This is a genomic window from Mucilaginibacter sp. OK283 (assembly GCF_900110415.1).
In the GTDB taxonomy this organism is placed as follows: Bacteria; Bacteroidota; Bacteroidia; order Sphingobacteriales; family Sphingobacteriaceae; genus Mucilaginibacter.
The window spans coordinates 25,251-49,062 of record NZ_FODR01000004.1 but is presented as its reverse complement, the minus strand read 5'-3'; the positions used below and the strand labels follow the sequence as shown (position 1 = coordinate 49,062).

Genomic DNA, 23,812 nt, shown 5'->3' with positions numbered 1-23,812 from the left:
TATTTTAGAATGAAAATTGCAATCCGGCGGTGAACATTTTTAAAGGGGGCAAAACTGAGCCCTGCGTTTCGGGATCCAGCCCTTTATAATTGGTTACAGTTACCAGGTTTTCTCCACGCAGGAAGATCTGACCGTTTTTAACCTTTACCGCATCGAGCCATTGCCGGGGGAATGAATAACTCAGCGAGAGGTTCCGCAATCGCATAAAAGAAGCATCAACAATCACGGCATCTGAAGAAAGATACCTGGTGTAGGAGTTATAAGCTGCTGAAGAAGTTGATGCGCTGGGCTTAAAGGGCGATTGCAGCAGATCATCAAGCTGCGAGCCGAGCAAACCGGGAAATGCGGTTTGCGCAATGCCTTTCTGCTTAACAAAGTTGATTAAAAAATCCAGTCTGAAACGCTTGTAACTCAGGCCTGACGTGATACCTCCGTAAAACTTCGGATCACGGCTGGCAATAATATAAGTATCATTGGCCAATCCGCTGGTGACAGCACCATCGCCGTTCCGGTCCGCGAACTGGGCAACGCCGTCAACAAAGCCCGTGTTTTGATAGCCGATAAACGAACTGACCGACTGGCCCACCTGATAAGTGTTGGCGTAGAGCGTCGCTACCTGCGCGGGGATGGAAAGAATCTTGTTCCTGGCTGTTGTAAAATTACCCGAGAGGTCCCACCTGAACACTTTGCTTTTGACCGGAACGGTATGAAGGTTAAATTCCCAACCCTTGTTTTGTACCTGCATATCAAGATTTTCAGTATAACTGGCAAAGCCGCTTTGGGCCGGCAGCGGAGAAGAATTCACCACCATATTGCCGGAGCGGTTCAGGTAAAATGCCGAAGTTAACCGGATACGATCATCCAGGAATCCCAACTCCAAAGCCACTTCAAACTTGCGGTTCGTTTCCCACCGGTAATTCGGATTGGCTATTCTCGTTGGGTAAAACCCGGGGTTTCCGCCGTAACTTGTACTTGTACTGGTGTAGGTGTCCAGGTAGCCGTAATTACCCACCTGATCATTACCAGTTATGCCGTAACTGCTGCGCAGCTTGCCAAAGCTAAATAGATTAATATCCTTTATAAACTGTTCTTCAGAGAACAGCCAGGCAGCCGCAACCGAACCGAAATTTCCGAATTTTTTATCAGGTCCGAAACGGGATGAACCGTCTCTGCGGAAAGTACCGTTAAACAGGTACTTGTCAGCGATATTGTAATTGATCAAACCGTAAGTGGAGATATATTTATATTCCTGCGACAAACTGGAAACAGTCGGAAAACTTGCCGCATTGCCCAGGTTATTCAGCAAGCTTTCTGACGCGAAAGTAGATGCCTGGATGTAATAGGGCATGGCAAACATATTATGCTGATACGAACCGCCAATAGTTGTACTCAGTTTACCCTTCCATATTGGGGTTTCATAATTTAACTGAGGTTCAGCTATTAATGTCTTGCCGTTACTGCTCGTATATATCCCCTGCGACGGGAGTGAATATATCGGGTTAAATGTACTGGCAGGAACGGTATAGCGGTAAGTTTGACTAACGATATCATAACCGGCATTTGTTCTGAATGTCAACCCTTTGACAATCAAATAGGAAAGATTAGCACTGAAAACCATATTGCTCGTTCCCATATCAAAGGTTTGCCTTGAGGTGGCTATCGGGTTATTGAAATCGGTGACCCAGTATAATTTGCCGGCGGCATCATATAAAGGATAATTGGCCGGCATGCTGATAGCCGCGGAAGTATAATCAGCGCCGGGCATATTGTTAGAGCCAAATGTTAAATTAGCCCCCAAGCTCAGTTTCAGGCGATTATCACCGGAAGTATGCTGGGCCCCCATATTGAAACCACCTCGTTTGTAACCGTATCCGCCGTAAAGCACTGATTGCTCATTATGGTAATTGCCGCTTAACAGGATGGATGATTTATCGGTTCCCATGGACAGCGACGTCGATGCGTCGGTAATTTTGGCCGTATTGCCGATCAGCATATTCTGGTAATTGGTGTTGGCATTCTGATCCCAGACCATCAGGTCAGGAGCAAGGGCAGCAGTCGGCGTTACATTATCATTGGCGAATCCCTGGCGACGTAAGGCCAGATAATCCGATGAGGATAGCAAGGCTCGCTGTTTAACAACCTCCCCTATTCCGCTCGATACATTGAAATTCAGTGCCGGTTTGCCTTTCACCGCTTTTTTGGTCGTAATCAGGATAACGCCGTTAGAGCCCCGTGAACCGTATATCGCGGTTGCGTCGGCATCTTTGAGGACAGTGATGCTTTCGATATCAGTCGGATTGATGTTGTTTAAAGGGTCTGTCGTCCCGTTAGGCTGTCCGGAAGTGATAAAACCGCCGATCTGCTGATCTGTAGCTGTGCCGTTATAAGGTACGCCATCCACTATATACAGAGGCTGATTGCCGGAATTGATTGAATTTCGGCCACGAATCAGCACGCTCGAGGTGGAAGCCGCGACCCCGGAGCTTTGTTTCACATATAAGCCGGGAACGAGGCCTTGCAAGGCTTGTATCGGATTAGTTAGCGGCTGCCGTTCAAGATCGGCAGCGTTGATCTGGACGGCGGAGCCTGTGTTCAGGCGCTCAGTTGTGGTATAGTATCCTTTATTAATCACCACCTCGTTTAAGCTGGCCATGGATGGCTTCATTTCAACTTTTTTAAGGTCGGCGGTTACTTTTAACCGCACGGTTTCGTAGCCGATGAATGAAATTTCGATCAGGGCGTTTTCCGAAACATCTTTCAACTGCACAAAGCCATTGACATTAGTAATCAAAATGGGGCCGTTTTGCAGTATTTTTACCGTCGCGCCCTGAAGCGGATTACCTTTTTCGTCGGTGACAGTAACAATAAGACTCAATTTGGTTTCAAAGACCTTCCTGATCCGGTCCAGTAAGGACTGTTCCTTCGCTTTCAGCAAGATGTTTTTATCTACGATTTTATAAGTCAGCGGCAAATTCGCCAGACAGGCCGAAAGGGCCTCCTCTATCGATACATTTTTGAGGTCAACAGTGATGGGTAGTGCCGGCAGTTCATTTTCATCAAAAAGAAATACGTATTTGGATTGTGTTTCTATCTCATGCAAAACCTGCTGCAACGGTACGCTCTTTCGATGAATCGTAATCTGCGTATAACCCTTCGCGCTGATTTGCGTAAGTAGTATAAAAAACAGAAAAGCGGTCAAATTTATTCTCATGATGATCTTCCTCCTTTTTTGAGGACTTACTGAAAGCCATAGCCTGGGTATGGCCATAGAAATGGCATTAAAATTCATTACATTTGTTACTGTAAGGTTAACATTAGACTCAACTCAGAAATTGTTTGTCTGTCCCGGACCCCGGTCGGGGACAAAAGGGTTAACCTGACATTCTCCGCGGAAGTGCTTCGACTCACTTTCGCGGTTTTTAAGGACCCTTATCCGGTGGGTTATCGTAAATATCTTATCATATAGTGTGCTTTTTAATGGTTAATTGATAATGGTTATTTTATGGCCTTCAACAATAAATTTGACATTGAAATAGGTCAATATTTCCAATGCTTCCGATAATTTTAAGGTGCGGTATACTTTACCTGTAAATCTCTTTTCAGGTATATCACCGACATAATCCACCTCAATATCATACCAACGGGCAAGCTGCCGCATAACATCTTGAATATCCGCTCTTCCAAATTGAAAAAAGCCGTTTGTCCAGGCCATTGCGGCTACGGTATCTGTTGGGATTATGGTGAATATCGAGCTGGCAGAAGTTAATCTCGCCTGTTCCCCCGGTTTCATTATTTGCGCTCCGGCCCGGCCGGATATCTTTATCGAACCGCTCATTAAAGTAGTCGCCAGATAAGGTTCATCGTGATAAGCATTGATGTTAAAATGCGTACCCAAAACCTCCACGATCTGTTCATCAGTCTTTACCTTGAATGGCAGGGATCTGTTATGAGCCACCTGGAAATACCCCTCCCCTGTCAGCTCAACCACACGTTCTTTTTGATGCGCGAAGGATACCGGATATTTTAGAGAAGAGGCCGCATTCAACCACACCTGGGTACCATCCCCTAGTATGATATGGTAATCACCTCCCCGGGGTGTTAAGATTGTATTAAATTTCGCGGTTTGTTGCCCGGTTGCCAAGCTATCATTCTGTTTATCGCTGCCTGCAAAGTATACCCTGCCATTAAGTGTCCGCTGCAACCCGTTATTATAGATGATAACAGCGCGGCGTGATCCGGGCATCAGGTCATGCGATTTAAAGGACACCAGTTCAGATGTGCTGTTTTGGGTAAGATATTTTATCGTGATAAGGGCGGCGATACTGATGAAAATGAGAACGGCTGCCGCTGATACAAATTTCTTCCAGTTGATATGGTAAATCCAGGCTTCCTGCCGGAGCGAAAGTCTGTCCTGTATGCTGGCCCACATGGCGTTTTCGGCATCTTCCAGCTCTGATTCTGAGAGCGAGGCATTTTGATCTCCTCTAAATGTTAAAAACCACTTTTTTATTAAGAGTTTCTCTTCCTCTGTACAAGTACCATCTTTATATTTTTGAAGAATATCAGCTGCTTTTGATTCGCGCATATTGAAATAATATTAACTCAATATTACCATGACGGGTCAAAAGCACCAAGGGGGTACATCTTTTTAAAAAAAATGCAAAAAAAATCACTCCGACAGCAAGAATGCGATAATTAAGATCAGTTTCAGTCTAAGGCGAAGGATTTTTAGCGCCCTTTTGATTTGCTTGGTTACCGTTTCTTCGGAAATACCTATTTTTTTTGCTATTTCCTTGTGAGAATAATTTTCTTTACGGCTCAGGATGAAAATTTCACGCATTTTTGGTGGCAACGACTGAATTTCGCGGTCTATTAACGCGGAAATATCCTTTTCCCGCACCAGATAGTCTGTTGTAGACTGAGGAAGATCAATAAATTCCTGAAAAGAGGCAACGTAGTCACTTTTGATTTTTTTATGCGCGAAGATATCCAGCGCCCGGTTTCTTACTGCACGGAAAAGATAAGAAGGCAGAGATGTTTTTAGAAGAAAAGATTCCCGGTTACTCCATAGCCTGATAAATAAATCCTGCACAATGTCCTTCGCTTCTTCCTGATCTTCCAGTTTTTTATACGCATAACTGTAAAGCAATTTGTTATAACGCGTAAAGATCTCCTTTAGAGCCTGTTCATTCCCCTGTTGTAACAGAGTGACCAGCTTATCATCAGGAAGATCAGTATATGTGCCCATGTTTAATCAGATCTCTAAATTACAACATTTATGGGTTCCAACAAGTATATTGGATATTCCGTGAGGCCTGACCATGAAATTCCGCACCCTAAGTTCATTTAACTGTCTAAGGGCATAATTAAATATTTATATATAAGAGATTAGTCGTAATCAAAAATTATCGGAACGATTCCGCTTGTTTTGTCATTATTTTCTAAACATTGAAACCGGGGTCAACATTCACCGTTTTTCTTGCGGACAGCTAATTGACAAGCAGCGTTATCACAAAACCCAAAATACCGTCGTCATTTACATGCCCTCATAAAGCCGCTTCATACCGGATGGTATGAGTACACGTGCCCGGGTTAATCGCGCCAGGTTACATTTTTTGCTTATAATAAGGACATACCCGTGATGAAGCGTCATCTTAAATGTCTCTGTTAAGAAGCCCCGGGTTACCGGGGCTTCTAATTTCTGAACTTATCAGAACTTCCGTATTCAGTTACTGTTGCTTAAGCGGCATCAATTGCTTCGCGGAGTGCTTTGGCGGCGGCCGCAGGATCTTCGGCACCATAAATGGCGGCACCGGCTACGGCTACCTGGGCACCGGCTTTGATAACTGCAGAGACGTTGGTCAGGTTTACTCCACCTGCTATTGAAACAGGCACACCTGCCCTTGCTGCTTCATCGATCAGTACCTGGATAGAATATCCTGCTGTCCATTGTTCGTCCAGACCAGCATGCAGTTCAACAAATTCGACACCTAATTTAATCACTTCCTGAGCTCGTTTTACGCGGTCGGGATAGCCAATAGTATCCACAACAACCCCTTTACCGTGCGCTTTGGCTGCTTTAACCGCTCCAATGATAGTTGCATTTCCTGCTGCTCCCATGACCGTAACTAAATCAGCCCCTGCTTTAAATGCAATATCGGCCTCCAGTTCTCCTGCATCGGCGGTTTTAAGATCAGCAAACACAAGTTTGTCAGGATGTGCATTTTTCATCGCTGTGATCACGGCGGAACCCATATTCTTTATAAGTGGAGTACCTAATTCAATGATGTCCACATAAGGAGCCACTTTAGCGGCAAGCGCTAATGCGTCCCCGGTTGTCAATAAGTCGATTGCTACTTGTAATTTTGCCATTTTTCTATTTATTAAATTTTACTGATATGATTGATTATTATTTATTCCATGTTAGCATGACGCTTCCAAAGTTCTTCGGCAGATGTACCATCAATTTTCCATAATTCTATAAAAACCGCGTCTCCCAATAAGAGCAATGCTTGTTCAAATAAGCTTCCCGCATACTGCTTTGATCGCGCCCCGCCATGATCCTGTTTTTCAGCGGCAGGTATCAGTATATGCGTGTCCGCAATTTTTGCAAGAGCCGACGATGTATTAGTGCTTACCGCAATTACACTGGCCCCAACCTGTTTTGCTTTTTCCGCTGCTCTTACAATTGTTCCAGTACTACCGGATCCCGATGCTGCCCATAACAGATCACCCGCGTTAATCGCTGGCGTAGTCGTATCGCCAACGAAAAACACTTTTAACCCCAGGTGCATCAGGCGCATTGCGACCGAGCGCATAGAAAAGCCCGAACGCCCCGACGCTATGAGAAAAATGGCATTGGCTTGTTGGATACTTTCTACCAGCTCCGAAAAACCGGAGTAATCGATATTTTCGGTCAGCGCTATGTTTTCCTGTAATATCAGTTTAAGATTGTTATGAATGGCTATTGCCGTCTTTTCACTTTTTTCATATATCAAATCCATTGGATAGCGTTTTTAATTCGGTGACAAAAGTATTCCGCGCCCGGACAGAAACGGTTACACAAAAAGCCCGATCAGGTGGACTATCAGGAAATTCCATCAAGTCAAAGTCATAAATAAACTAGCATTTACCTATCATTTCCGAATAGTCCACTATAATTAGCCGATTATCCACTACATTAAAATCGAAGTACCTACCTTTATAAAATGATGAATCAGTCAAAAGAAAGTCGCCTGGAAAGTGCGATGATCTACATCAGAAACTTACATAACTGCCCGCCCAGTTATTTAAATGATCCGGGCAGGAAGGATTTTTTTGAAATTGTATGGTTAAAAAATGAAGATCCGTTACATGCTTTAAAAACAAATGATTTCGAAGTAAAAGGCGACTGGATTTACCTGATCCCTCCTTACCGGGTACACCAGCTGAATAAAGCGGGAAAGAATGGTGAGTTAATCTCCTTTAAAAGGGAGATCCTGGAGGAGGAAGACAAAGAGTTTTTGCTGGATATTTTTAAAATATTTAACGTGCAGGGAGAATTTTCCTGTTTAAGATTAGATAAAGCTGCCGCGGAAGACTTAAGCGGTATTTACCAATTATTGATTACGGAATATCAGAAATCGCCAGATGAACTAATTATTCTGAAGGCATTACTTAAAGTCTTCCTGTTGAAACTGATCAAAGTTAAAGAGCAGGAATTTACCGGACATGACATTCACCAGAAAAGGATCTATGAGTTTTTAATGCTGCTGGAAGGTAACTATCTACAGGTTCGTAATATTGATTTTTATGCAGGCAAACTGGATATCAGCTCCAAAAGGCTTAATCAGATTTTAAAGGAAAAACTGGGTAAGACAGGTACACAAATCATCCATGACCGGATCATATTAGAGGCAAAGCGGCTCATTATTCACAGTGAACATACGATCAAAGAAATTGCGTATGAGCTGGGGTTTTCTGACCGTCCGTACTTCAGCAGGTTTTTCAAAAAGCAGACCGGGCAAACAGCGGAAGAGTTTCAAAAACAGGCGCAAAGTCATTTAAAATTAAAAGCTAATACCTTAATTTGATACAAATTAAATCAGGCATCAATCGTGAATAAAGAAAATTTACCGGTAGCGGCATTGTTAAAGTCCTTTGAACAATACTTCCCGCTAAACCATCTTGAACGTCAGGAAATACCCGCGAGATTTACAGAGCGCAGTGTCAAACGACGCGGCTTTATTTTGCAGCAGGGCGATATTTGCAAATACTTTACTTTTATTGTGTCCGGCTGTTTCAGGCAATATGCAATTGACGAAAATGGAAAGGAGCACAATTTGCAGTTCGCAGCCGAGAATGAATGGATCACTGATCTTTCGAGTTTCTATGCTGAAGAGCCCAGCGGCCTTTATATCGAAGCGGTTGAGCCGTCTGTAGTACTACAGATCAAACACGATGATCTGCTCTATTTATATACTAATTATCATAAGTTCGACCGTAATTTTCGGATTATTGTTGAAAGAAAATACATAGATCTCCAAAACCGTGTAATGCAGAATATCAGTGTTACAGCGGAGAATAGATATATCAACTTTATGGACCGTTATCCGAATTTGGCTAACCGTTTACCCAATATTCAAATCGCCTCTTACCTCGGTATAACGCCTGAATTTCTAAGTAAGGTCAGAAAAAAAATGGTCCATAAAAACTAATTCTTAAACAAGTTTAAGAATATTTCTTAACAAAGGTTATTGGCCCGTTAACGTTAGTCTGCTCACTTTTGTATCGTTAAATAAATAGAACGATGAAAGGATTAGTAAAACTAGTGGCATCCGTGAAAATTTCAAAACTTGCAATTACCGCATTTTTAATATTGTGTGGGTCTGTTGCTGCAAAGGCACAGGAATATGTGTCGTTAACACAACCGGCGAAACCCGGAAGAGCGCCTGGTGCAAAAGTAAAACTGTTAAGCACGAACGGAAAAACCAAGACTTACCTGTTGGTGCTGGCAACCGGCGATGAAGTAACCTCGGGTATAGCAGAATTCGCACAAAAATATCAGGTAAAAAATGCGCACTATACGGCGTTTGGCGATGCGACCTCAGCCAAACTTGGCTGGTATGATAAAGATCGCAAAATGTTTAAGCTCACTGACATCAGCGAACCTTCTGAAGTAACCGGCCTGACAGGCGATATTTCCCTTTATAATGGTAAACCATTCGCGCATTCACATGCCAGTGTAGCGACAAGTGACGGCTTATGCCATGGTGGGCACTTGCTGGAACTGATCGTAGGCCCCACATTTGAATTCTACATTACTGTTGAACCTACAGCAGTTTATAAGAAAGTTAGTCCTGAATTTAATGCCCTTGTCGTAGATCCCGATTTAGAAAAATAGTAATCGTGGCTCTAAACAGGCTATTCTAAGAAAGAAATAAATAAAAAAAATGAAATTTATAAATAAGAAATCAGGCATAATGCTTGTTATCATATCGCTGATATTTTCACTCGGAACCAATGCCCAGGACCTGAATCACCTGAGAGGTTTTATGCAGGCGGGGGCGACACCTGACAATGCAATTCCCTATGGCAACAATCCCAAAGCGGGACACTACCTGAACACGGGGAACGCCCGTATTTACTATGAAGTTTATGGCAAGGGAAAACCCCTGGTCATTTTACACGGCGGGATTTTCGGATCAACTTATGAAATGGGAAGATTTATTGACAGCCTATCCAGGACTTATCAGGTAATCGCTATTTCAACCAGAGGTCATGGAAAGTCAGAAATGGGTACCACCGAACCCACCTATGAGCAGAAAGCGAATGACGTGAACGCTATCGTACAGGCAACAACCAAAGATAGCGTTATCGTTTTAGGATTCAGTGACGGCGGTTATACCGCCTACTATTTCGCAGGTATATATCCGGAAAAGGTAAAGAAACTGATTACGATCGGTGCAGGAGAATGGCTAAAGGGTTCAAGAACATTCAACGTAACCCGGAAAGACGCGTTTGGCCTGGATAGCCTTTATTGGAAGCAACAACTGGCGCTGTCACCTCAGCCTGAAAAGTTAGATGCCTGGCTGGCATCGATCAATAAGTATTACAATTCTGTAAATATAAGCAGCGAGGTGTTTTCTAAAGTTCACTGCCCGGTATTGTTGATGGCGGGCGAGCTTGATCAAAATGCACGGCTTAAAACCGTGATCGCAGCTTATTATATGTTTCCTAAAGTTCAATTGGCTATAATACCCAATGCTCCGCACCCAGCCTTTTTGGTGAATTTTCCGGCGGTATGGGCAGATATTGTGCCTTTTCTGCAACAATAATTGATACGTAGAATGAACAACAGGTTTATATTTTACAAATTTCAAAGATCCATATGAGCACTATAAATGAAAAACAAGCTGCAGAACAATTGTTGTACGGCTATGCAGCAGTATTGAACAAGGCAAACCCCGCATCAATTTCTTCCTTCTATGCCTTTGATGGCCTGTTTATGCCTGACGGATTTAAAACGTTGACGAAAAAAGATTTAGACGCAGCAGGCAGTAAATTCCTTCAGAACAAGACTTTTAAGATAAAATACGATATACAAAGCGTTACAGTAGGAAACGAATTCGCCTTCATTGACGCTACCGCCTGCACGACAATCGTCCCAAATGGCGGCGAAGAAATACACCAAAGCAGCAGGGATTTTTTTGTATTACGGAAAGACGGTACAGATTGGAAGATTTACCGTTACCTGTTTAACAAAGGACAGAACTAAAATATTTCGCTTTAAAGACAAAACCATACCTGGCATGAAAGCAGCATTAATTTATCGTCCCGGTGGTCCCGAAAACTTTGTTTTAGAGGACTTACCGTTACCTGAACCCAAAAGCGGATGGGTACTGATTCAAGTTAAAGCTTTTGGACTCAACCGTTCGGAATTGATGACCCGAAAAGGCTTTTCCCCTGACGTCAGTTTTCCGCGGGTGCTGGGTATTGAATGTGTTGGTGAAGTAATAAACGATCTTTCGGGGGAATTTCAGCCGGGGCAAAAGGTAGCCGCCTTTATGGGTGGTATGGGCAGGGATTTCAATGGCAGTTATGCAGAATTTGCATTGTTGCCCAAGCCTCTGCTCAGTTCCTTTGAAAGCCAGCTGTCCTGGGAGCAATTAGGAGCTATGCCGGAGATGTTTCAGACGGTATATGGTTCACTGCATCTGTCCTTAAAGATCCAGCCCGGCGAAACTATTTTGATTCGCGGTGGGACTTCCTCTGTTGGCCTGCTGGCTGCACAGCTGGCTAAAAACAGCGGTCTGACTGTGATTGCAACAACCAGGAACCCGGATAAAAAAGAAATGCTGCTGAAAAATGGTGCAGATCAGGTAATGATTGACAACGGCGATCTGACCACGCAAATTCATGCGGTTTATCCTTTCGGCATAAATAAAGTGTTGGAACTGATTGGTACTGCTACGCTGAAAGATTCGCTCAGCTGTGCCGCCCCCGGTGGCATTGTATGTATGACTGGCATGCTGGCGGAGCAGTGGTCTTTTAATGAATTTGCACCCATGGAATATATCCCGGCCACCGTCAGCCTGACCGTTTATGACAGCGGGCAGATCAGGGTCGATGTAAAAAACTTTCAGCAATTTATCAGGGACGTAGAGGCAGGGAAAATCAAACTCCCAGTCGGCCGCACTTTCAGCCTGGCAGATATAGCGGCGGCACATCAATTGATGGACAGTAATGCCGCCGGGGGAAAGGTTGTAGTGCTGCCTTGAAGCCTTGTACATTTAATTGATCTATAGACTTATGAAAAAACTAATCGCTTTGACTTTACTAAATGGCTTCCTGTTGACCCATTCCCCTTCCTATGGGCAAAATATCAAATTAAACGCGGCAAGCCTTTCCCCTGTCCAGGTTTCCATGACTGTCCGGAAACTGGATGGAGAAGACGTGGTAAAAGTTTGTAAGGATACTGCGGTTAAGGCCGTGGATCAGCCAACATTTGCCAGATTGAACAAAGTTATTTTTAAAAACGGCAGCATCGAGGTAAAAGTGCTCAGCAGGCTGCTTAAAACCGCCAAAAAAGACGACCGTGGTTTTATAGGCATCGCATTTCACATCAATGACGACAATTCCAAATTTGAAGGAATTTATATTCGTCCCACAAACGGCCGCGCGGACGACCAGGTCCGCAGAAATCATACGGTGCAATATTTCTCATTTCCGGACTATCCTTATTCCCGCCTAAGAAAAGAAAATCCCGAAGTATATGAAACACATGCGGATATCGGGTTAAACGAATGGATAAAACTGAAAATAGAAGTAAAAGGAAATCAAGCCAAACTCTATATCAATGACAGCAAGTTTCCAGCTTTTCTGGTCAACGATTTAAAACTCGGCCCTGATACAGCGGGAGGCATTGGCTTATGGGTAGATGTGGGAACCGAAGGTTTTTTTCGCGATCTGCGAATCCTGCCAACTAATGAATAAATTAATGAATTTGAACTCAACTCTTGAGTCGGGCATCGGTGCGCCCAACCTTTCCATTAATAAATTTGAGGAAGAAGTTTTGCAGGGCCTTACAGAAACGCCCAAAAGACTGCAATCGAAATTCTTTTATGATGACCACGGCGATTTGCTGTTTCAGCAGATCATGGCATGCCCGGAGTATTACCTGACGGGTTGCGAACTGGAAATTTTCAGCAACCGGACAGCAGAGCTGGCCGGCAATATCTGTTCATCGGGTGAACCCTTTGATCTGGTAGAACTGGGTGCAGGCGATGCCACGAAATCAGAACACCTGCTTTCTTACCTTGCAGATACAGGGGTAGATTTTAATTATTTACCCATCGACATATCAGGTAATATTCTTCGTGTGCTGCAAGAAAGAATAGAACGAAAAATACCGAAACTGTCGGTTATTCCCTTAGCAGGTGAGTATTTTGAAATGCTTGCGCAGACTTCACTACGAGGCCAAAGACGCAGGGTGATCCTGTTTTTAGGGGCCAATATTGGAAATATGAGTGAAGAAGAAGCCGTTTCGTTCTGCGAAACCTTGCGTGAACATCTGCTGCCGGGGGATCTGCTGATAATAGGTTTTGACCTGAAAAAAAATCCGCGAACGATCCTTAATGCCTACGATGACGCTGCGGGGATAACGGCGAAATTCAATCTGAACCTGCTTTCAAGAATCAACAGGGAACTTGAAGGCAATTTTGACCTGGGACATTTTGAACATTATCAATCCTACGACCCGGAGAACGGAGCTTGTAAAAGCTACCTGGTCAGTTTATGTGATCAGCTGGTTTCTATCGGAGGGCAATACGTCCATTTTGCCAAAAATGAAACGATTTACATGGAGGTATCGCAAAAATATACTATTGCCGAAACAGACAGGCTGGCTGAACGGAGTGGTTTTTTGCCTGTTCAACACTTTTTGGACTCAAAAGAATGGTTCGCAGACATCTGCTGGAAAGCTATTTAACAAAAATCTCCGCTTAATGGATAAGCGGTATACATTCATATATACAAATCAAATGAATAATTCAATTAAAAGCGTGCTCGTTACCGGCGCAAGCAATGGAATTGGTTTCGACCTGACCCAAAAATTATTGGCCGAAGGAGCTGAAGTGATTGCCGTTACACGTTCCGGCAAAGTTGCTGATTACACGCATCCAAAACTTACCGTATTTCAGGCTGACATCAGCAATGCAGAAAGCATCAATAAAGTAGCTCAGCAGATCGAAGCAGCCGGGATCAAAATAGATGTACTTATCAATAATGCGGGCGTTGGTCTGGACTTAGGTGATGAAGTGCCGACAGCTGAATTGATGAATGCCACCTTTGCGACCAATACAACTGGAACAGTTTTGTTCACAGAAGCATTATTAAACAATTTAAATGAGGGCGGACAGATCGTGTTTTTATCGACCGCAATGGCTCTGCTTCGTAATGCTGCGCCGAATGCACCGGCTTACCGGATGTCTAAGGCCGCAATTAACATGTATGCCGTTATGCTTAGCCAAAGGCTCGCTGAAAGGAATATAAGGGTAACGCCATTGCACCCTGGATGGGTACAGACCAGAATGGGCGGTGATACCGCACCGGTTACTATTGAACAATCAGTCAACGGCATTTTCAAAGCCATTACTGAAAATACCGAGACTGGTAAATTCTGGAATATAGAATTAGGCATGCTTGAAGAATATTAATTACAGCTTAGTTTTAAAGTCAAAAAGATTAGGCAGGCATTAATATGCCTGCCTAATCTTTTAATAATTAAGGCACGTTACATCGTAATTCCGCCGTCTACCGCAATAGCCTGCCCTGTGATTCTTGGCGACGTCATTAATAGAGACTAGCGCTTGCGCAATATCTTCCGGAGCCGATCGCTATCTTATTCCTTTCCCAGCATTAATAATAACAGGATACCCGGATCTGCTATCGTTTGTACCCCATTGAGCAAACGTCATGATACCGATACGGTCACCTTTAGTCATAAGCTTTGTAGCCGGCCCGCTTATGCAACAGGTGCCATCGCCGCTCGTTGCCTTACGAACGTAAGTTTCGATACGTGCCCCATTAGCTTGACTACAGATCAATACTTTTTCGTTTTCTAAAATTTTTGCTGCTACTAAAATAGCCTCGTCGAGCTGCAAAAAATCTTCACCGGAAGGATCTACTGCTGTAACCAGAATATGTTGTATCTCAGATTTAAGGACGATTAGCATATAAGCGAATATTACAAGTTCCAATTTTAGTACTGTTCTTTATCGTTTGGGAATTTTCGGGACTTAACATCTGAAACATAAGAGGTCGTTGCATTTGCGATCTGGCTGTACAGGTCAAGGTATCGACGGAGGAATCGCGGGGAAAAATCCTTGGAAATACCTAATAGGTCGTGCATAACCAGCACCTGTCCGTCAACGTGTTTACCTGCGCCAATTCCGATAATCGGAATTTGAAGCGACTCTGTGACTTTTTTACCTAAAGTGGCGGGAATTTTCTCTAATACGATGGCAAAACAACCTGCATCCTGTAAAAGCTGTGCATTGTGCAACAAAGTGTTTGCCTCATGTTCATCTTTGGCCCGGACAGTATAGCTTCCAAATTTGAAAATAGACTGAGGTGTAAGCCCAAGGTGCCCCATCACCGGAACGCCCGCCTGGATGAGCCTGTTGACCGATTCTATAATTTCTTCTCCGCCTTCCAGCTTAAGCGCATGCGCACCGGCTTCTTTCATCAGCCGTATCCCTGAACTGAGCGCTTGTTTGCTGTCGCCCTGGTAAGAACCAAAAGGAAGGTCCGTGATGATCATTGCTCTTTTGACCGCTCTTGCTACACTCTGTGTATGATAGATCATATGCTCAAGCGTTATTGGAAGCGTAGTATCATAACCTGCCATGACATTTGCAGCTGAGTCACCCACCAGGAGAACATCCACACCTGCCTCGTCAAATATCCGGGCCATCGAAAAATCATAGGCGGTCAGCATGCTGATCTTCTCACCGGTGTTCTTCATGTCCTGAAGAACTTTACTTGTAATTTTCGGAAATGCTGTTTGAACTGACATTGAATCTTTTTTTATTGCCGCCGAAATCAGCTGCAAATATTTACCTATTGTTGTTGATGCAATATTACAAATCGCTTAAGTGGCCGGTTTGTCGATATGGCTTGACAATTTGTTTAAATGGAGCAACCTGAAAAAATTGGTTTTAAAATGGCAAAAAAGAATATCAGTAAAATCAATATCGTAATTTCACATCAATGAAGGAAATCAAGACCTTTTCACTTTCAAGACATAGCCGTCTTTTTGCTGTACCTGATACCAGCAGGGAATATTTGTTTATTCCTGCTGAGGGGCATCCATACCTGGAAGAACCATACAGGGCCGAGAGCTACGCCATTGCTTACCTGAAAGAAGGGGCCCTCTTCTTACAGGCCGGGCTCAACCGGTATGAGATTAATGCGCCATCCATTATCACGCTCGGCCCTTCGGTCATCCGCAGTTTCCGTAAGCGGAGTGAACTGTTGAAAATGGATATTATATTTTTTAAAGACGCCTTTTTGCTGGAAAAGTATGTCGATGTTCTTTTTTTTAACAATTACGATTTCTTTGAAAACGCTGATTTGCATGTATTCAACTTAAACGAGGTTTATGGTATTAAATTCAGCAGGTTTTTTGAAATTATTCAACTAACCCTCGCAACGGCTAATTATAATCAGGCTCCGATCATCCGCAATCTTATCTTCGCAATCATCTATGAGATTGATGCTTACCATCGGCTCCATAGCGCAGCAAACCAGTATTCACTAACCGGCTATACACTTTTTTCAAAATTCAAACAATTGCTCAGCCGCAATTTTATGCACGAACGCAGACTTGAATTTTATGCTGATCATCTTCATGTAATGCCCAAGTCACTTTCTGCCGCAATCAAAAAGCAATCGGGCAGGTCTGCCGGTAAATGGATCGACGAAACAATAGCCCTGGAAGCCAAGGTTCTGCTGCAAAATAAAATGCTTACCGTTTCCCAGATCAGCGATATGTTAAATTTTTCTAACCAGTCGGTGTTCAGCAAGTTTTTCAGGGCAAATTCCGGCATGTCACCTGTAGCCTATCGCAAAAAACTCCTGTAATTCCTGTATTTTTTTCAAAGGATCTGTAATTCTTCAAACGAATGAATTTGCGCAGATAAGTCATTTCGACAAACACTGAGGTGGTTTGGGCAATTTTATTGCCTGTTTTTAAAGGAATTTTGCCATATCAAAACTTTTCAGGGTTGGATATGACTGAGCACAAAGATTATTCGTTACAAAATCGCAGGCAGACACTATTAAGAGCCGCCGAGGACCTTTTTGCCCAACATGGCTTTGATGGAACATCGATCAGGATGATATCGAAAGAACTCGGTATCAACTCGGCGATGATTAGTTATTACTTTGGCTCGAAAGAGGCACTCTATCTGCAAATATTCCGAAACAGGTTATATGAAATAGCAGAAGAAATCAGCCGGTTCGATCAGCTCGGCCTTGATCCCGTTCAAAAACTCGAAGCCTACCTGGCAGTTTACATCAGTAGGATATCCTCCAATAAAAGTTTTCACCGGCTATTGTACAACCAACTGGCAACCGGACAATATCCGGCCATTATTTCCATGGTCTCAGAAGCAAGGGCTCAGATATATTCCTTCCTGCTTAAAATTATTAAAGACGGTATCCAGTCCGGGCATTTCAATGTCATTGACGCAGAGATTTTCGCACTCAATATCCTGTCATTTATACCGTCTGTATTCACAGGAAATTTGCTTTCACTTATTCATTTAGGCGAACCTATGAGAGATGATTTCACCCGGCGGATGATCGATCATATAATGCTGATGGTTATTCCTTCAGGAGGCCAATCTAATAAATTGTGTAATGTTTAATTATAGCTTTTACAATATGAAAATTCACCTGGCAGCTGCCGCTTTTTTGTTGGTCAGTTTAGCCGCAGGTATACAGAATACGTACGCGCAAGCGCCTGATGCCGGCTTCCGTGTTTCACTATCGGAGGCAGTGCAGTTTGCAAAAAGCCAAAACAAGTGGGTACAAGTTGCCCGCGCTGAAGAAAGTGCGGCTGGTGAAGACCGGCTGGACGCTTATCGGGCTGCACTGCCAACAGTGAATGTAAACGGTTCCTACCAGCGCTTTTCTGATCTTACTTTATTTACTGAAGGTCTCAGTCATTCCACTACCGGCCCGCGAAAACCGACGCCAAATGCTGCTGCATTGGGGATCGATGCCTTATTTAATATTTACAGTGGCGGACGCCAGCGGGCTTTTCAAAAAGAACAAACCTCCCGTCAGTCATTGGCTAAACTCAATACAGAAGACCAATCCGGAAATATTGCGCTGCAAACTGCCAGCCAGTATCTTGATTTGGTCCGGCTTGCTGATTTGAAAAAGTACATCCAGGATCAGTTAAAAAGGGCGCAAACCCGCCTTAAGAATATTAACACGCTTTATAAAAATCAAAAGGTTACTAAAAGTGATGTATTACGCGCCGAAGTAATGCTGTCCAATGTAGAACTATCGTTGCAACAAACAGAGAATGATATTAGTATAGCTAATCAAAAACTGGATGTGCTGATGAATGTGCCGGACAGTGTGCGCCTTAATCCGACCGATTCTGCGGGCATGCTGAAGCCCCGGCCAGACTCGCTGCTGCAATTGATCGAACGGGCGGGAATATCTTCTTACAGCGTACGTAAGGCAGCAGAAAATGTGGAAATACAGCGTGCGAGGGTCAATGGCATCCAAAGCGCCAATATGCCCACTTTGGGTTTCTATACTGCTTACGGGCTGAATTACCCTAACTATTTATTTTTCCCCTCAGTAAATCAGGCCTATGCAATCGGTTTTGTGGGTCTTAAAGCGCAATATAGCATTTCGTCACTTTACCACAATAAAAGTAAAGTGGCTGCCGGTAAACTCAGGGTTAAAGAACTGGAACTGCAGCAGCAGGCAATCGCCGATAATATTACTATCGATGTCAAATCTTATTACATCAAATATATGGAGGCACTGAACCGTATTTCGGTAAATCAGCGCTCTGTGGAACAATCACAGGTCAATTACCGCATCGTAACTACCAAGTACTTTAATCAACTGGCTTTATTAACGGATTTGCTTGACGCCGACAACCTCTACCAGGAATCGAGGTTCAACCTCGTCAAAGCCCAAACCGACGCACTCACCATTTACTATCACCTCTTATACACCAGTGGCAACTTGTAATTAATGCCTTTGACATGAAAAAAGAAAATCAAAAAATCCACCCCGGAAATATCGTCATAACGATCATCGCCATTATAGTCGTCCTGTCCGGAGTATTTTATTTTATCCAATACTGGGGTTTTAGCCGGCATTATGAGGAAACCAATGATGCACAGGTAGAATCCTACATTAACCCGGTATCTGCAAGGGCAGGCGGGTACATCGAACAGGTTAAATTCGAGGAACATCAACTGGTTAAACGGGGCGACACACTGGTCATACTTGATGACAGAGAATACAAAGCACAACTCGAAGCTGCGGAAGCCGCTATTGAGGACGCTCGGGCTCAACTTACTGTTTTGTCGGCCGGAATCCGTTCATCGGAATTAGGTACTGATGTCAATAAAGATCAGATCAAAGGCGCGGAGGCAAAATACGTGCAGCAGCAGCAGGATATCAGGCGTTATAAAAATCTGGTTAAGGAAGAAGCTGCGACCGGGTCGGATCTGGAACAGGTACAGGCTCGCTATGATGTTGCTGCAAGTGATTACAGTGCCGCCCAAAACAGCCTTAAAACCAATCAGGCACGGGTTGCCGAAATGAAAACACATTTCGCACTGCTTAAAGCAGATATCAAACGGAAGCAGGCCGCGTTGGAATTGGCGAACCTCAATCTCTCCTATACCGTCATAAGAGCACCTTATTCCGGGAGATTGGGCCGGAAAAACATATTGGAAGGCCAGCAAATCCAGCCAGGTCAGCCGCTGGTCAGCATCATCAATGAAAATCAAAAGTGGATCACCGCAAATTATAAAGAAACGCAGGTGGAGGGGATGTATATCGGCCAACCGGTAGAGATCAGGGTTGATGCCATAAACGGTAAGGTTTTTAAAGGTAAGATAGAAGCCATTGCAGGCTCGACCGGTTCCAGATTTTCCTTATTACCAGCGGATAACTCAACCGGAAACTTTGTTAAGATTATTCAGCGGGTCCCCGTTAAAATTGTATTTGATGCAAAAGACACAGATCAGTTTATACCAGGGATGAATGTTACTGTCGCCGTTAAAAAGAAAGCATCATGAGCAAGCCCATCTATTTTAAAAACTGGATCAATGACTGGCAGTGGGGTGTGAGGATTGCCTTATTTCTAATCCTGCTGGTCTCGCTCATGCAGTTCGGTATGTTTTCGCTGACTCAAAACTACATGGTTTCTTACCTTGGTGCACAGGCTGAGGATATTTCGTTTGCGCTCTTACTAACCTACGCCGGTATCATCTCGATACTGCCTGTTCAGTTCCGGTTCCTGAAATATTTTGAAACAAGAAATTATCTGATCGTCAATATCATCCTTGCTGTATTCCTGAATTGCTTATGCGTGAACTGCCAGGACATCAATGTCTTTTTTGTCCTCCGGTTTTTACAAGGAATATTAGTTGGTAACACTGCTGCCTGCGCGCTGATCCTGATCTTTACACGCTTGGAAAGCGAACGCGCACAGGCGATCGGTTCGGCCGTATTTTATGGCACCATTCTCGCCAATACGGTACTAATAGGTTTAGTTGCCGCAGCAGTTGTAGTTTCAGCAGACTGGAAAATCACCTACTATTACCTGATGGGGTTCCAGATACTCACACTTATCATTTGTTTGCTGGTTTTGCGGGGAACATCAGGCCATAAAGCCTACCCTCTACACCAGATCGACTGGGCCGGGTTTATCCTGTTTTCATGTACTGTTGCGGCTTTTGCTTATACCATGATCTACGGTTCAAAATATTATTGGTTTGCAGACCCGCGGATACTTTGGAGTACATTAATTACGGTGTGTGGTGCAGGGCTCTTTTTTTACAGGCAATCGATTATCAAAAGGCCGTTGATCAATATTAAGGCCTTTAAATACCCGAATTTTTTGATTGGGCTTTGCCTGCTGGCCATCTATTATGGAAGTAAAGACAGCATTAACCTGGTTTATAATTATGCGGGCGGGATTTTGAAATGGAGTACGCTCCAGGTAATTTGCCTCGGATTGTGTAATGTGGGCGCTATAGTGATTTCGCTGATCGTCTCTACACAGCTCACCTTAGCTAAACGGCATTCCACCAAAGGCTTTCTGGTAGCCGGTTTTCTGCTCATGGTCGGTTATAATCTTTGGATGTGTTTTATCATAACACCCGATCTGTCTTTTACCGACCTGCTATTTCCTGTCATGCTGCAAGGGGCAGCTTCGGGTTTTTTGTTTGTTCCTATTATCATTTTTACGGTCTCCTCTTTGCCTGCAGAAACAGGCACAACTGGCCTTGTGGTGGCTGCATACGCCCGGTTTACGGCATCTTCTAATTCAGTTGCTGGGTTTTACAATTTGCAATTGTACTTCAACCAGCACTTCAAAGAAGGATTTTTGGGATACCTGACAGCAGACAACGTAATCACAGCCGACCGCCTCAAGGGATACCAGGCGATCTATGCAGCTAAAGGATTTTCTCCGGATCAGGCAACGGCCCTGGCTAATGCGGTGCTCGGTCAAAATCTTGCACAGCAAACCCAGTTACTGACTAACCGTGCCGTATTTCTAAGCATTGCGTTATTGCTTTTCGGGGTGGCTATGCTTATACTGATGATACCGGCGATCAATAAAACCTTTTTACACTGGAATCGGCGCATGGTTGTGCCATCAGGTAACCTTTAGATTTTCAGAAGACTTAATACAAATAAATTAATCAAATTATTCACTACTTAATCAAACATTATGGAAATCACAGCAGCTGTCGTTAAGGAACAAGGCAGCGAATTTGAATTGGCAAAAGTAATTTTAGATCAACCCAAATCCGACGAAGTATTGGTCAGGATCGTAGCAACAGGTATATGTCATACCGATATGGTTGCGCGCGATTTCGTCATGGGGTCTCCCAACTTTCCCGTGATCCTGGGCCACGAAGGGTCGGGTGTTATCGAAAGTATCGGCGAGGATGTTCATCACCTGAACGTGGGTGACCACGTGGTACTGACCTATGGCTATTGCGGGGAATGTGAGATTTGCCGGTCTGGTACACCAGCATATTGTTATGAATTTTTCCCACGAAATTTCTCAGGTGCCCGAGTGGACGGTTCCCATAACCACCATTACCCTGATGGAAAAGTGATCAATGATAACTTCTTTTCTCAGTCCTCCTTCGCAACTTATGCTATAGCCCATAAGAATAACGTTATTTCAGTACCAAAAGATGCGCCATTGGACATATTAGGTCCGTTAGGCTGTGGGATTCAAACAGGTGCGGGAGCTGTGATCAATTCTCTGAAAGTTAAAATAGGAAGCACCATCGTCATCACAGGGACCGGGGCTGTCGGGTTAGCAGCATTAATGGCAGCAAAGGCATCTTCAGCGACAACGATCATCGCCGTTGATATCAACGAAGAACGATTAAACTTTTCAAAAGAATTGGGTGCAACCCACACGATCAATAGTTTAACTGAAGATGTGCAGAAACGTATTCGGGAAATATTGCCTAACGGTGTACAGTATGGCATCGATACAACCGGCAGAAACGAAGTAATCAATAATGTGTTATCCAGCCTAGCTCCGGTGGGCGAAATGGTTTGCATTGGCGTGGCGCGCAAACCACTGGAGCTGGAAACCAACATCTTCCTTACTAAGGGTTATAAGATCAGGTGGATCAACCAGGGAGACAGTGTTCCACAGGAGTTTATTCCCAAATTAATTCACATGTATCAGCTGGGGCAGTTTCCTTTTGACAAACTGATCAAAAAATATGCGTTTGAGGATATTAATGAGGCTGTCGAAGATTCGGAAAAAGGGCGAACAATCAAATCTGTGCTGTTAATCGGCGAGTACAAACAATAGGCCGGCAATCTGTTAAGTACATATCCCCTATTGCGGATATGTGCTTATATATCAAAGTTCATTAATGTCTGACCCTTTATTAATAATCAAAACAAGAGAAATCATGAACAAAACAATAGGTATTCTCGCAGGAAGTCTGCGCAAGGAGTCATTTTCAAAAAAGATAGGAAACGCCGTATTGGCTATGGCACCAGAAGGATTCGAGTTTAAAGTTATCTCTTTAGCTGATCTTCCAATATATAATCAGGACTTCGATGACAACAATGAAGTTCCCAAAGCCATCGTCGTGTTTAGGGAAGAAATGAAGAAAGTTGATGGCGTTATATTTATCACACCGGAATATAACCGGTCAGCACCGGCCGTTTTGAAGAATGCCTTAGATGTAGGCTCAAGGCCTTACGGAAAGAGTATATGGAATGCAAAACCTGCTGCCGTTTTCAGCAACTCGCCTGGAAATTTATCTGCTTTTGGCGCTAATCACCATTTGAGGCAAAGTTTGGTATTCCTGAATATGCCTACTATGCAGCAACCGGAAGTTTACCTACCGAAAGTAAATGAGCTGTTTGATGAAAACGGAATTTTAAAAGAAGGTAGCACCCAAGAATTTCTGCAAAAAGCAGTAAATACTTATATAAACTGGTTTAAAAGAAATGCTATATAATTTATAAATCAATAATTATGAAACAAGAAGAATATCGTTCTGCGGCTACGCACGCTGAACCTGGGAAGGCTCCGAATATGAAAGTTAAGTTGTTGAGTACAGTTGGAGATGTTCAGACTTATATTTTGATTTTTTATAAAGGAGATGAGGTAGTATCCGGTTTGACAGAATTTGCTTTAACTTATGATGTCAAAAGCGCCCATTTCGAAGGAATAGGAAGCGCCTTCAGCGTGGAGCTAGGCTGGTTTGATTTCGAAAGACTGGAGTACCAGGTAATTCCGGTCGGAATTGCAGAAGTTACCTCATTGATGGGTAACATCACATGGTATGAGGGCAGACCAGTCGCCCATGCGCATGCGACAGCTTCAGAAAGAGGCGGCTCGGTAAAAGGGGGACACTTATTGGCAATGATCGTAGGGCCGACTGTAGAGGTTATAGTTACGGTAGAGCCCACAGCTTTGAATAAAAAATTGAATTCCGAATTTAATGCAACGATGATTGATCCCGATTTATAATGGTAACAAAATTTGATCCATTATATAGAAACAAACGCG

24 protein-coding genes are annotated in these 23,812 nt (G+C 43.6%); 17 read left to right on the top strand and 7 right to left on the bottom strand.

Annotation, left to right across the window (positions count from 1 at the left end):
* Positions 1-4 precede the first annotated feature (4 nt).
* The 5 genes from BMX56_RS11120 to hxlB all read right to left on the bottom strand — a co-directional run bounded on the left by BMX56_RS11120 (position 5) and on the right by hxlB (position 7,004).
* Positions 5-3,211: a SusC/RagA family TonB-linked outer membrane protein gene (locus BMX56_RS11120; protein WP_177183777.1), complete on the bottom strand. Its 3,207-nt coding sequence runs from the start codon at positions 3,209-3,211 to the stop codon at positions 5-7.
* A 270-nt stretch (positions 3,212-3,481) separates the two neighbouring features.
* Positions 3,482-4,585, bottom strand: a complete 1,104-nt coding sequence (locus tag BMX56_RS11115; protein ID WP_090646411.1) for a FecR family protein — start codon at positions 4,583-4,585, stop codon at positions 3,482-3,484.
* Between the two features lie 84 nt (positions 4,586-4,669).
* On the bottom strand, positions 4,670-5,248 hold the full coding sequence (locus BMX56_RS11110; RefSeq protein ID WP_090646403.1) for an RNA polymerase sigma factor: 579 nt from the start codon (positions 5,246-5,248) through the stop codon (positions 4,670-4,672).
* A gap of 491 nt (positions 5,249-5,739) precedes the next feature.
* On the bottom strand, positions 5,740-6,372 hold the full coding sequence (gene hxlA / locus BMX56_RS11105) for a 3-hexulose-6-phosphate synthase (RefSeq protein ID WP_090646400.1): 633 nt from the start codon (positions 6,370-6,372) through the stop codon (positions 5,740-5,742).
* Between the two features lie 41 nt (positions 6,373-6,413).
* Positions 6,414-7,004, bottom strand: coding sequence for a 6-phospho-3-hexuloisomerase (hxlB, locus tag BMX56_RS11100; RefSeq protein WP_090646397.1), 591 nt, complete (start codon positions 7,002-7,004; stop codon positions 6,414-6,416).
* 204 nt (positions 7,005-7,208) lie between these two features.
* Between hxlB and BMX56_RS11095 the strand changes: the two genes are divergently transcribed.
* The 9 genes from BMX56_RS11095 (at position 7,209) to BMX56_RS11055 (ending at position 14,195) form a co-directional block, all read left to right on the top strand.
* Positions 7,209-8,072, top strand: coding sequence for a helix-turn-helix domain-containing protein (locus tag BMX56_RS11095; protein WP_090646391.1), 864 nt, complete (start codon positions 7,209-7,211; stop codon positions 8,070-8,072).
* A 24-nt stretch (positions 8,073-8,096) separates the two neighbouring features.
* Positions 8,097-8,696 carry a Crp/Fnr family transcriptional regulator gene (locus BMX56_RS11090; RefSeq protein ID WP_255369821.1) on the top strand — a complete coding sequence of 200 codons (600 nt, stop codon included), beginning with the start codon at positions 8,097-8,099 and terminating at the stop codon, positions 8,694-8,696.
* 92 nt (positions 8,697-8,788) lie between these two features.
* Entirely contained in the window at positions 8,789-9,382 is a 594-nt protein-coding gene (locus BMX56_RS11085; protein WP_090646386.1) for a PPC domain-containing DNA-binding protein, read from the top strand.
* A gap of 49 nt (positions 9,383-9,431) precedes the next feature.
* On the top strand, positions 9,432-10,316 hold the full coding sequence (locus BMX56_RS11080; RefSeq protein WP_090646382.1) for an alpha/beta fold hydrolase: 885 nt from the start codon (positions 9,432-9,434) through the stop codon (positions 10,314-10,316).
* Between the two features lie 53 nt (positions 10,317-10,369).
* On the top strand, positions 10,370-10,756 hold the full coding sequence (locus tag BMX56_RS11075) for a nuclear transport factor 2 family protein (RefSeq protein ID WP_090646378.1): 387 nt from the start codon (positions 10,370-10,372) through the stop codon (positions 10,754-10,756).
* 34 nt (positions 10,757-10,790) lie between these two features.
* A complete protein-coding gene (locus BMX56_RS11070) occupies positions 10,791-11,759 on the top strand; it encodes a zinc-binding alcohol dehydrogenase family protein (protein WP_090646374.1) in 969 nt (322 codons plus the stop codon).
* Positions 11,760-11,790: 31 nt separating this feature from the next.
* Complete coding sequence (locus tag BMX56_RS11065) at positions 11,791-12,474, top strand: 3-keto-alpha-glucoside-1,2-lyase-like domain-containing protein (RefSeq protein ID WP_090646370.1); 684 nt, start codon at positions 11,791-11,793, stop codon at positions 12,472-12,474.
* Entirely contained in the window at positions 12,467-13,468 is a 1,002-nt protein-coding gene (gene egtD, locus BMX56_RS11060; RefSeq protein WP_090646365.1) for an L-histidine N(alpha)-methyltransferase, read from the top strand. The genes BMX56_RS11065 and egtD overlap by 8 nt, the downstream gene beginning before the upstream one ends.
* 52 nt (positions 13,469-13,520) lie before the next feature.
* A complete protein-coding gene (locus BMX56_RS11055) occupies positions 13,521-14,195 on the top strand; it encodes an SDR family NAD(P)-dependent oxidoreductase (protein WP_177183776.1) in 675 nt (224 codons plus the stop codon).
* A 180-nt stretch (positions 14,196-14,375) separates the two neighbouring features.
* Here the strand turns inward: BMX56_RS11055 and BMX56_RS11050 are convergent, their stop codons facing one another.
* Together BMX56_RS11050 and panB are read right to left on the bottom strand one after the other, a co-directional pair.
* Entirely contained in the window at positions 14,376-14,738 is a 363-nt protein-coding gene (locus BMX56_RS11050) for an aspartate 1-decarboxylase (protein ID WP_143065427.1), read from the bottom strand.
* 2 nt (positions 14,739-14,740) lie between these two features.
* The gene (panB, locus tag BMX56_RS11045) at positions 14,741-15,556 is read right to left on the bottom strand and encodes a 3-methyl-2-oxobutanoate hydroxymethyltransferase (RefSeq protein WP_090646353.1); all 816 of its coding nucleotides are present in this window, start codon (positions 15,554-15,556) and stop codon (positions 14,741-14,743) included.
* 194 nt (positions 15,557-15,750) lie between these two features.
* Between panB and BMX56_RS11040 the strand changes: the two genes are divergently transcribed.
* The 8 genes from BMX56_RS11040 to BMX56_RS11005 all read left to right on the top strand — a co-directional run bounded on the left by BMX56_RS11040 (position 15,751) and on the right by BMX56_RS11005 (position 23,773).
* Entirely contained in the window at positions 15,751-16,623 is an 873-nt protein-coding gene (locus BMX56_RS11040) for a helix-turn-helix domain-containing protein (RefSeq protein ID WP_090646348.1), read from the top strand.
* A 149-nt stretch (positions 16,624-16,772) separates the two neighbouring features.
* Entirely contained in the window at positions 16,773-17,411 is a 639-nt protein-coding gene (locus tag BMX56_RS11035; RefSeq protein ID WP_090646344.1) for a TetR/AcrR family transcriptional regulator, read from the top strand.
* Between the two features lie 16 nt (positions 17,412-17,427).
* The gene (locus tag BMX56_RS11030) at positions 17,428-18,762 is read left to right on the top strand and encodes a TolC family protein (protein ID WP_218152407.1); all 1,335 of its coding nucleotides are present in this window, start codon (positions 17,428-17,430) and stop codon (positions 18,760-18,762) included.
* Between the two features lie 14 nt (positions 18,763-18,776).
* Complete coding sequence (locus tag BMX56_RS11025; RefSeq protein ID WP_090646336.1) at positions 18,777-19,823, top strand: HlyD family secretion protein; 1,047 nt, start codon at positions 18,777-18,779, stop codon at positions 19,821-19,823.
* A complete protein-coding gene (locus BMX56_RS11020; RefSeq protein WP_090646331.1) occupies positions 19,820-21,424 on the top strand; it encodes an MFS transporter in 1,605 nt (534 codons plus the stop codon). Before BMX56_RS11025 ends, BMX56_RS11020 begins: the two co-directional genes overlap by 4 nt.
* A gap of 60 nt (positions 21,425-21,484) precedes the next feature.
* On the top strand, positions 21,485-22,597 hold the full coding sequence (locus BMX56_RS11015; RefSeq protein ID WP_090646328.1) for an NAD(P)-dependent alcohol dehydrogenase: 1,113 nt from the start codon (positions 21,485-21,487) through the stop codon (positions 22,595-22,597).
* Between the two features lie 103 nt (positions 22,598-22,700).
* Positions 22,701-23,258: an NADPH-dependent FMN reductase gene (locus tag BMX56_RS11010; protein WP_090646324.1), complete on the top strand. Its 558-nt coding sequence runs from the start codon at positions 22,701-22,703 to the stop codon at positions 23,256-23,258.
* A gap of 17 nt (positions 23,259-23,275) precedes the next feature.
* On the top strand, positions 23,276-23,773 hold the full coding sequence (locus BMX56_RS11005; protein ID WP_090646320.1) for a PPC domain-containing DNA-binding protein: 498 nt from the start codon (positions 23,276-23,278) through the stop codon (positions 23,771-23,773).
* Positions 23,774-23,812: the final 39 nt, after the last annotated feature.

Coding starts and splice junctions, on each gene's coding strand:
- BMX56_RS11095 (WP_090646391.1), top strand. CDS start 7,209: ATGATGAATCAGTCAAAAGAAAGTCGCCTGGAAAGTGCGATGATCTAC.
- egtD (WP_090646365.1), top strand. CDS start 12,467: ATGAATAAATTAATGAATTTGAACTCAACTCTTGAGTCGGGCATCGGT.
- BMX56_RS11065 (WP_090646370.1), top strand. CDS start 11,791: ATGAAAAAACTAATCGCTTTGACTTTACTAAATGGCTTCCTGTTGACC.
- BMX56_RS11075 (WP_090646378.1), top strand. CDS start 10,370: ATGAGCACTATAAATGAAAAACAAGCTGCAGAACAATTGTTGTACGGC.
- hxlA (WP_090646400.1), bottom strand. CDS start 6,372: ATGGCAAAATTACAAGTAGCAATCGACTTATTGACAACCGGGGACGCA.
- BMX56_RS11080 (WP_090646382.1), top strand. CDS start 9,432: ATGAAATTTATAAATAAGAAATCAGGCATAATGCTTGTTATCATATCG.
- BMX56_RS11020 (WP_090646331.1), top strand. CDS start 19,820: ATGAGCAAGCCCATCTATTTTAAAAACTGGATCAATGACTGGCAGTGG.
- BMX56_RS11115 (WP_090646411.1), bottom strand. CDS start 4,585: ATGCGCGAATCAAAAGCAGCTGATATTCTTCAAAAATATAAAGATGGT.
- BMX56_RS11025 (WP_090646336.1), top strand. CDS start 18,777: ATGAAAAAAGAAAATCAAAAAATCCACCCCGGAAATATCGTCATAACG.
- BMX56_RS11070 (WP_090646374.1), top strand. CDS start 10,791: ATGAAAGCAGCATTAATTTATCGTCCCGGTGGTCCCGAAAACTTTGTT.
- BMX56_RS11030 (WP_218152407.1), top strand. CDS start 17,428: ATGAAAATTCACCTGGCAGCTGCCGCTTTTTTGTTGGTCAGTTTAGCC.
- BMX56_RS11035 (WP_090646344.1), top strand. CDS start 16,773: ATGACTGAGCACAAAGATTATTCGTTACAAAATCGCAGGCAGACACTA.
- hxlB (WP_090646397.1), bottom strand. CDS start 7,004: ATGGATTTGATATATGAAAAAAGTGAAAAGACGGCAATAGCCATTCAT.
- BMX56_RS11085 (WP_090646386.1), top strand. CDS start 8,789: ATGAAAGGATTAGTAAAACTAGTGGCATCCGTGAAAATTTCAAAACTT.
- BMX56_RS11015 (WP_090646328.1), top strand. CDS start 21,485: ATGGAAATCACAGCAGCTGTCGTTAAGGAACAAGGCAGCGAATTTGAA.
- BMX56_RS11120 (WP_177183777.1), bottom strand. CDS start 3,211: ATGAGAATAAATTTGACCGCTTTTCTGTTTTTTATACTACTTACGCAA.
- panB (WP_090646353.1), bottom strand. CDS start 15,556: ATGTCAGTTCAAACAGCATTTCCGAAAATTACAAGTAAAGTTCTTCAG.
- BMX56_RS11055 (WP_177183776.1), top strand. CDS start 13,521: ATGAATAATTCAATTAAAAGCGTGCTCGTTACCGGCGCAAGCAATGGA.
- BMX56_RS11005 (WP_090646320.1), top strand. CDS start 23,276: ATGAAACAAGAAGAATATCGTTCTGCGGCTACGCACGCTGAACCTGGG.
- BMX56_RS11110 (WP_090646403.1), bottom strand. CDS start 5,248: ATGGGCACATATACTGATCTTCCTGATGATAAGCTGGTCACTCTGTTA.
- BMX56_RS11040 (WP_090646348.1), top strand. CDS start 15,751: ATGAAGGAAATCAAGACCTTTTCACTTTCAAGACATAGCCGTCTTTTT.
- BMX56_RS11010 (WP_090646324.1), top strand. CDS start 22,701: ATGAACAAAACAATAGGTATTCTCGCAGGAAGTCTGCGCAAGGAGTCA.